Genomic DNA, 7,162 nt, shown 5'->3' with positions numbered 1-7,162 from the left:
CTATACCGCTATACCGCTATACCGCTATACCGCTATACCGCTATACCGCTATACCGCTATACCGCTATACCGCTATACCGCTATATCGTTAGAAGTAGTAACGAATACCTGCAGCGAACTGGTCATCGCTATTTTCGTAATGGTTACCAACAGATTTGTCGTTACCATTATCAAACTGGTATTCCGTCCAAACTAAGAACTTATTCTTCTTAAAGTGGTACTCAAGGCCAGGAATAATAAGCTGGCGCTCGTAGCCGTTTGCGTTGTCGTCGGTATCCGTTAAGTAGTTCACGTTAAAGGTTGGACGCAGACCGTTTTCAAAGTGGTAGTAAGTGAAGAATTCCGCACCGCGGTGGTCGTAGAATTCAGCTTGGCTGGTGGTTTCCCAGTTTGAACCTTGGCTGTAGGTGAAACCAACGAATAGACCGTCATTGGTATAGTTAACACCTAATAGGCCAATGCGTTGTGTATCACCATCTTTGATATTTTTAACGCCCGCATCGACATCATCAAACTCATTCTGGTGGTAAGCTAAACCAATCGTTAGGCCATCCATAACAGTGTACAACGTTGACGCGCCCATACCGTTTTTCAGCGTTGCTGTTAAGCCGTCAGCTAGGCCAACATCTTCGCGAGTCGTTTGGTAAGTGAAGCCGTATTTCCAGTTGTCGCTAATGCTGTTGCGGTAAGTAATCGAGTTCTCGGCACGACCTGTACCTGACGCAATACCCCAGTCAGATAGGTTGTAGTAACCAGAACCACGCGAACCGAACACTCGACCCATATCGGTAAACCAAGCCACATCGTAGAAGGTAGACCATTGCTTAGTACCTGCTGCGATCTTGCCGTATTTGTCGTGCTCTACGCCTGCGTATAGAAGTCGGTCGTAAATATTGTCGCCGTTAGCACCTGAGTTGTAACCCCATTCAGCATGGCCAAAGCCAGTCCAGCCGTTATCGAGTCCCATTTGACCTTTAAGGCCGAAACGAGAGCTACCGCTGTTCCACTCACCGTTGTGGTCGCCGCCCTTATCTTGGTAACGAACGTCGAAACGACCGTCTAAAGTAAGGCTATCGCCCGCGTCATTGGTAAAAGTGTGTGCAGCAAAAGCAGAACCTGAGGTAAGTGCTGTCAGGATCACTGCTGAAAGAATCGACTTTTTCATTGTAATTCTCTTTATTCAGGCCGCAGAAAGCCACCGTGCTTTCAAGCCCGTTATATTGGTAATGGTTTGGCAGGGTGTACCCCATCCATGAGGCACGAGTAGATTCAGTTATTAGTGGAGCAATAATGAATTGGTTGGAGCACTTACTAGGAGCGAGAAGGGTCCCCCAGTAAGCGTGGCAACCTAAATCAGATGTCTATTTAGGTTGCCACTATTTCGTTTCAATCTTTTGGATTAAAGCGTATCGATTACAGCGTTGGGTTCATGATGGTTGAAGTGCGTTCGAACACATCTAGACCTTGCTGTTGTAGCCAGTAAGGAAGGTCGATAAGAACCCAGTTCTCAGACAGCTTGTCACCGTCACGGTAGTAAACGTCAACTACTTGCATGTTTGCGCGTACTTCACCGCCAGTCATACCTAGGAAGCCACCTGTTGGTGTGTTTGATAGGTTTGGCCAACCGAAGAAACAAGAGAAGTTACCTTCAGCGAAGCGACAAACGTGACCGTTGAACTTCTTGTCTTTCAGGTTGTTACGGAAAGGAAGTTGGTGCTGTTGTTGGTAGCGAGGAATTGTGTAAGACGCGCCGATACCACATGGGCCGTACCAAATCATGTCTTTTGACCAGCTCTTCGCTAGTACTTCTGGTGGGCAACCCATCGCGCCGCTGTCGTTAAGAGCAGACAGGTCATCAACCATTTTGTTCACTAGAGCAAGTGTCGCAACACCTTCTTCTGGAGCCGCGTCTTCGAATAGCAGACCATCGTGGTTACGTGGGCCAGGGTATACGAAGTGCTTACCAGTTGATGGTGGAAGTGGGTAACAACCCGCTTGATCCATCATGCCTAGAAGATCTAGGAACAGGCCTGTCTTTGTGATTTTGCCGTCAACTACGCAGTTAAACTCTGCGTAGCGAACGTTCATGATCTTGCCAGTTGGGCGCATGCCTAGGTATTCAGCGTCGAATAGACCCATGAAGTGACCCATGCTCATTACCCAAATCTCATCTGGGTTAACTTCGTTGTTACCACCGATGAAGATGTCTTGACGACGCTGCATGCGAGTCATTGACTTCATCATTGGTGCCCAGAATACGTCAGCAGCTGCTTGTGCGCCTTCTTGCTCACGGAATGGGTAAACACCGCGCCACAAGTAATCTTCAGAAGTGTGTGCTTTTAAAACTTCAGCAACGTTCTCGTGAGTTGCGTTTTCCATTGCATCGAAGTAATCACGAACAATGCGTTTAGCTTCTTGATATTTAGACATAATAATTTCTCTTTGTGTTGTCGAGTCAACATTCGGAACAGGACTCGATTTGGATTTTGTTACCGACTGATTTATCAGCCGGCTTTAAATTTTTCGTAATTGAACTTCAGCGTATGAGTGTCGAATTAAGCTTTTGCTGCTTCAGCTTTTTTGCTCTTATCGAAGACGCCACCTTTAAGAGTTTCAGGCAGTGTTAGCCATAGTAGGCCGGCGATAATCCATACGATTGGTGAGCCCCACATTGCTGTTTGTAGGTCGGTACGCTCTTGGATAAAGATAAGAACCATTGGTGCCCACATGCCGATAATACGACCGCCATGGAATAAAGCTGCACCATAGCTACGCAAGCGTGCTGGGAACAATTCAGAGAAGTAACCGCCCCATACTGCAGAAGCAGACAGGCCGAAGTTGTAGATAAGACCTAGAAGAGCCAGCATGTTTAGGCCGCCAATCATCATGTCACCAGGTGCGACAAAGAAGATAGAAACCATGATACCTGCGAGGATGAAGCCGAACGCATTGATCTTACGACCGTACTTATCTGCTGCCCATCCCCAGAACCAAGCACCGAAGAGTGAACCAAATGCTGAGATAGAGAAGATCAAACCGATGGTTGCACCATCAAACATACGAACATCTTTCAGGTAGGTAGTTACAAAGCCACCGAAGAATTGGAATCCGTAGAAGTTAAGACCAGAAAGAAGTAAACAAGTAATCGTAATTTTGCGGTAAGGCTTGCTTAACATCTCACCCCAAGAACCTTTTTTAGCTTCGGTTACTTCCCCAGCTGCATTGGTTGTTGTTTGTTGATCTTCTTCACCGTAGGCGATCACTGTTTTGTCGCTTGGTAATACAAAGATCATTAACGCTGCTGCTACAAGCGGTGGAATACCACCTACCCACATTAGGCTCTGCCAAGGTGCATCAACACTTGTAATGAAGGCTGCGTAAGCGCCCATTGCCACTAAAGCAACAGAGAACATTGAAGAAGCAAAAGCAGTCAACTTACCGCGAACCGTTGGTGTAAATAGGCCAATCATCAAAGATACAGCTACAGTGAAGTAACCACCTAAAGATAGGCCAATGATGAAACGCATTGCGGCCCAAGTGGCGTAGTCGGTAAACATCATGTTGATGATGGTTGCACCACCGTTTAATGCCGTAATTGCTACTAGTGTGGACTTCTTGCCGAACTTGGTTGCGAACCATGCACAGCTCAGCGCACCAATCAGAGCACCAACTGACTGCCAAGTGTAGAACTGAGCGGTATCAGAAAGGCTAATACCAGCATATTCTTCCACAATGTACGGGCGTACGTAGTCAATAATTACAAAGTTATAACAATAAAAAAAGTAACCCACTAGAATTGCTAGATATGCGGCTACCCTTTGAATCATAGGAACTTCGCTCATGTGTTTTTTAATGGTCATGACCGATAAACCTTTATTTTATATAGGGTGGTTTTGGTTTTAATTATTGTGTGTTGATTATTTAGCTTCATCACACCGTCTTCATTTCGGAAGAGATAATAGAATTTTTGTGGTTATTAGATCCGTGATCAAAGTCAATTTTAAAATGAGTGCGTACCCATTTTGTGTATTTTGGTGATCTCGATCTCATTTGATCGCGTTTTTGTGCTTTGTGGGGCGATTTGAGTGTTTAATCGTCTATCTTAGTGATAATAGTCACACTTACTGTGGGTTTTTGAGGGAAAATATCCATTTTTGAGTACTATTGGCGGCGAATGATTTGCGACATACAATAAACGGAATCTAAAAATGGTTACGTACTCAAGTTTTGTGGTTATTGCTCTTTATGTACTAACTACTTTGTTTATCAGCTACTTAGTTAATAGGCGCTATAGCGTCGGTGGCGATTTTTCGACTGGTGGAAAACAGTTTGGTTGGTTTACGGCAGGTGTGTCGATTCTTGCAACCTACATCAGCGCAATGACGTTCGTTGGCATGCCGGGCTGGGTTTATAGCTCAGGCATGGAAGCGATGAGCGTACATTTGAATTATCCAATAGTGATCTTTTTCACTGTGCTTTTCTTTGTTCCGGTGTTTTACAAGCTCGGCCTAACCTCGATTTACGAATACCTAGAGCACCGCTTTGGCGTTGTTGCTCGCACGATCAATTCCATCGTGTTCATTGTGGTTCAGTGTATTTCGGCAGGGGTTATTTTGTATGCGGTTGCCCTGATTTTAGTGCAAGTGCTGCCGGTGAGTATCTCTGAGGCGATCATCTACATCAGCGTATTTACTGCGTTGTATACCTATGCGGGTGGTATCTCGACAGTAATCTGGACTGACATGCTTCAGTCAGCAGTGTTGATTATCGGCAGCATTGCGATCTTTGTTTTATTGCTGATGAAAATCGATGCGGGCGAGGTGTTGTCTCCTGAACATTTGAACATCATCAACCTCGATTTTGACTTAGGCGTCGATACCACATTGTGGGCAGGCGTAGTGGCTGTGAGCTTCTTGCACCTGAGTGTGTATGGTACTAACCAACTGATTATTCAGAGAACATTGGCGACTAAGTGCGTTAAAACAGCGCAAAAGTCGATGTTGCTTTGTGGCTACGGCGCATTCTTTGTTTATCTGTTCTTTGCTGTGATGGGGGTGCTGTTAAGTGTCTTTTATCAAGACAGCAGTTTTGAAAACAGCAATGAAGTGATTCTCGATTTTGTGTTTAACCATACTAACCCAATCATTGTTGGTTTGGTGATCTCAGCACTTTCGGCAGCGGCCATGTCGACACTGGATTCCACTTATAACTCTATGGCGACGGTCGCAACGTTCGATTTCTATAAACGATTTTTCCGCAAGAAAGCCTCTGACGCGCACTATGAATCAGTGGCTAGAAAAATGAGCCTGGTTGCTGCTGCGTCGGTTGTTGTGCCTGCATTACTGGCTGTTTCTAATGAATCGGTACTTAAAACGATTGCGAGCCTAACCTCTATTTTTGTCGGTATTCGCCTTGGCTCTTTCATCTTGGGTTTGTTCTTCAAACAAGCGAATGAGAAAGGGGTGATTGCGGGCAGTATTGGCAGTGTGGCTGTCGTATTCATCGCCAAATACAGCGGAATAGCTTGGCCTTGGTTCGCCTTGATTGGCACTGTGGTTTTCTTGGTGTTAGGCGTTGTTGTAAGCCGCTTCTGGGGAGAGGTAACCGAGCAACAAAATGAATTTATAGCCAAGCAAAAGCATTTGTTTGCAAAGCCTACCGCGAGTCATTACGGCTTGTTGGTGTTCGCTGTTGTGACGATTGCTGCTTGTACTGTTATCCCTGATTGGCTTTATGCCGCTCTTTCTTAATTGACCGATTTTTTACTGGTATATCTATGTTATCGATCTTTGATATCTACAAAATTGGTGTGGGGCCATCGAGCTCTCACACCAACGGCCCAATGATTGCGGGTTTCCATTTCACACAATTAATCGCTGATAAAATCGCTGAAGTGACGCGTGTTCAGGTGGATTTATACGGTTCTTTGTCATTGACTGGCATAGGTCACCACACCGACAGAGCAACAATATTGGGGCTACTCGGTAATAAGCCAGACACCATCAAAATCACCAGTGCAAACCAAGCAATGCGTCATGCCGTAGATAGTGGTGAGATGGATTTAGCGGGCACCAAGCACATTGCCTTCAACTACCAAACCGACATGTTGTTCCACGAAGATAACCTGCCTCTGCATGAAAATGGCATGATGATTACTGCATTCGACCAGAGTGGCAACGTGATTGTCGATGAAACTTATTATTCGATTGGCGGCGGTTTTATCGCAACTGCTGACGAACTGCAAAATGGCACTCAAACCCAAGCAGTAGAAGTCCCATTCCCATTCAAAAATGCCGATGAAATGCTGCAACAAGCCGATAATAGTGGGATGAGCCTCGGTGGCATGATTCTAAAAAATGAAGCGGAGTTCGAAGGCGCTGACATTATTTCAGAGAAAGCGGATCAAATCTGGCGAGTGATGAGTCGTTGTATGGAGCGTGGCTTTGAAACCGAAGGCATTCTTGATGGTGGTTTGAACGTGACACGCCGTGCGCCTAATTTGCTTAAGAAGCTCGAAGCAAATGCGGCAGTTGAAAACGACCCAATGGAAATCATGGATTGGATTAACTTGTTTGCGTTTGCGGTTAGCGAAGAAAATGCGGCTGGTGGCCAAGTGGTAACATCACCAACCAATGGTGCAGCGGGCGTGATTCCTGCCGTGTTGATGTACTACCATCGCTTCATTAAAGAGTTGGATACCAAGCAGTTAAAAGACTTCTTAGCGGTATCGGGCGCGATTGGTATTCTGTACAAAACCAATGCTTCAATCTCGGGTGCGGAAGTCGGGTGCCAAGGTGAAGTAGGGGTGTCGTCTTCTATGGCGGCGGCTGGATTAACGGCACTACGCGGTGGCAGCAATGAGCAGATCTGTATTGCGGCAGAAATCGCGATGGAACACTCATTGGGTATGACATGTGACCCAATTGGCGGCTTGGTTCAAGTGCCGTGTATTGAGCGAAATGCGATGGGCGCGATGAAAGCCATCAACGCATCACGCATGGCTTTGAAGCGTAATAGTAAATCTTTGATTTCGTTAGATAAGGTTATTGCGACCATGTATCAAACGGGTAAAGACATGAACAAGAAATATCGTGAAACGTCACTCGGTGGTTTAGCCTTGATCCATCTTGCTCACCCTTGTGAATAACTAAGCCAGTTAGCC

Annotated in this window: 5 protein-coding genes; 2 read left to right on the top strand and 3 right to left on the bottom strand. The window is 45.7% G+C overall.

What is annotated here, in order from left to right:
* Nucleotides 1-88: 88 nt before the first annotated feature.
* The 3 genes from MSG38_RS10865 to MSG38_RS10855 form a co-directional block, all read right to left on the bottom strand.
* On the bottom strand, nt 89-1,165 hold the full coding sequence (locus tag MSG38_RS10865; protein ID WP_050646350.1) for a porin: 1,077 nt from the start codon (nt 1,163-1,165) through the stop codon (nt 89-91).
* A 248-nt stretch (nt 1,166-1,413) separates the two neighbouring features.
* Nucleotides 1,414-2,430 (bottom strand): nuclear transport factor 2 family protein, encoded by a 1,017-nt coding sequence (locus MSG38_RS10860; RefSeq protein ID WP_016788980.1) that lies wholly within the window; start codon nt 2,428-2,430, stop codon nt 1,414-1,416.
* 125 nt (nt 2,431-2,555) lie between these two features.
* Entirely contained in the window at nt 2,556-3,860 is a 1,305-nt protein-coding gene (locus MSG38_RS10855) for an MFS transporter (RefSeq protein ID WP_017104144.1), read from the bottom strand.
* 348 nt (nt 3,861-4,208) lie between these two features.
* Here MSG38_RS10855 and MSG38_RS10850 point away from each other — a divergent pair, with 348 nt between their 5' ends.
* Both MSG38_RS10850 and MSG38_RS10845 read left to right on the top strand, forming a co-directional pair.
* Nucleotides 4,209-5,750, top strand: coding sequence for a sodium/solute symporter (locus MSG38_RS10850; protein WP_050634745.1), 1,542 nt, complete (start codon nt 4,209-4,211; stop codon nt 5,748-5,750).
* Between the two features lie 26 nt (nt 5,751-5,776).
* Nucleotides 5,777-7,147, top strand: coding sequence for an L-serine ammonia-lyase (locus MSG38_RS10845; protein WP_248401844.1), 1,371 nt, complete (start codon nt 5,777-5,779; stop codon nt 7,145-7,147).
* Nucleotides 7,148-7,162 lie beyond the last annotated feature (15 nt).

The sequence above is a fragment of the Vibrio sp. 1CM24A genome, from assembly GCF_023161725.1.
GTDB lineage: Bacteria > Pseudomonadota > Gammaproteobacteria > Enterobacterales > Vibrionaceae > Vibrio > Vibrio coralliirubri.
The sequence above is the reverse complement of the archived record's forward strand: the minus strand, read 5'-3'. Positions and strand labels throughout refer to the sequence as shown.

What these genes read in the sequence shown, in the direction of transcription:
- MSG38_RS10865 (WP_050646350.1), bottom strand. Translation starts at nt 1,165, where the DNA reads ATGAAAAAGTCGATTCTTTCAGCAGTGATCCTGACAGCACTTACCTCA.
- MSG38_RS10860 (WP_016788980.1), bottom strand. Translation starts at nt 2,430, where the DNA reads ATGTCTAAATATCAAGAAGCTAAACGCATTGTTCGTGATTACTTCGAT.
- MSG38_RS10855 (WP_017104144.1), bottom strand. Translation starts at nt 3,860, where the DNA reads ATGACCATTAAAAAACACATGAGCGAAGTTCCTATGATTCAAAGGGTA.
- MSG38_RS10850 (WP_050634745.1), top strand. Translation starts at nt 4,209, where the DNA reads ATGGTTACGTACTCAAGTTTTGTGGTTATTGCTCTTTATGTACTAACT.
- MSG38_RS10845 (WP_248401844.1), top strand. Translation starts at nt 5,777, where the DNA reads ATGTTATCGATCTTTGATATCTACAAAATTGGTGTGGGGCCATCGAGC.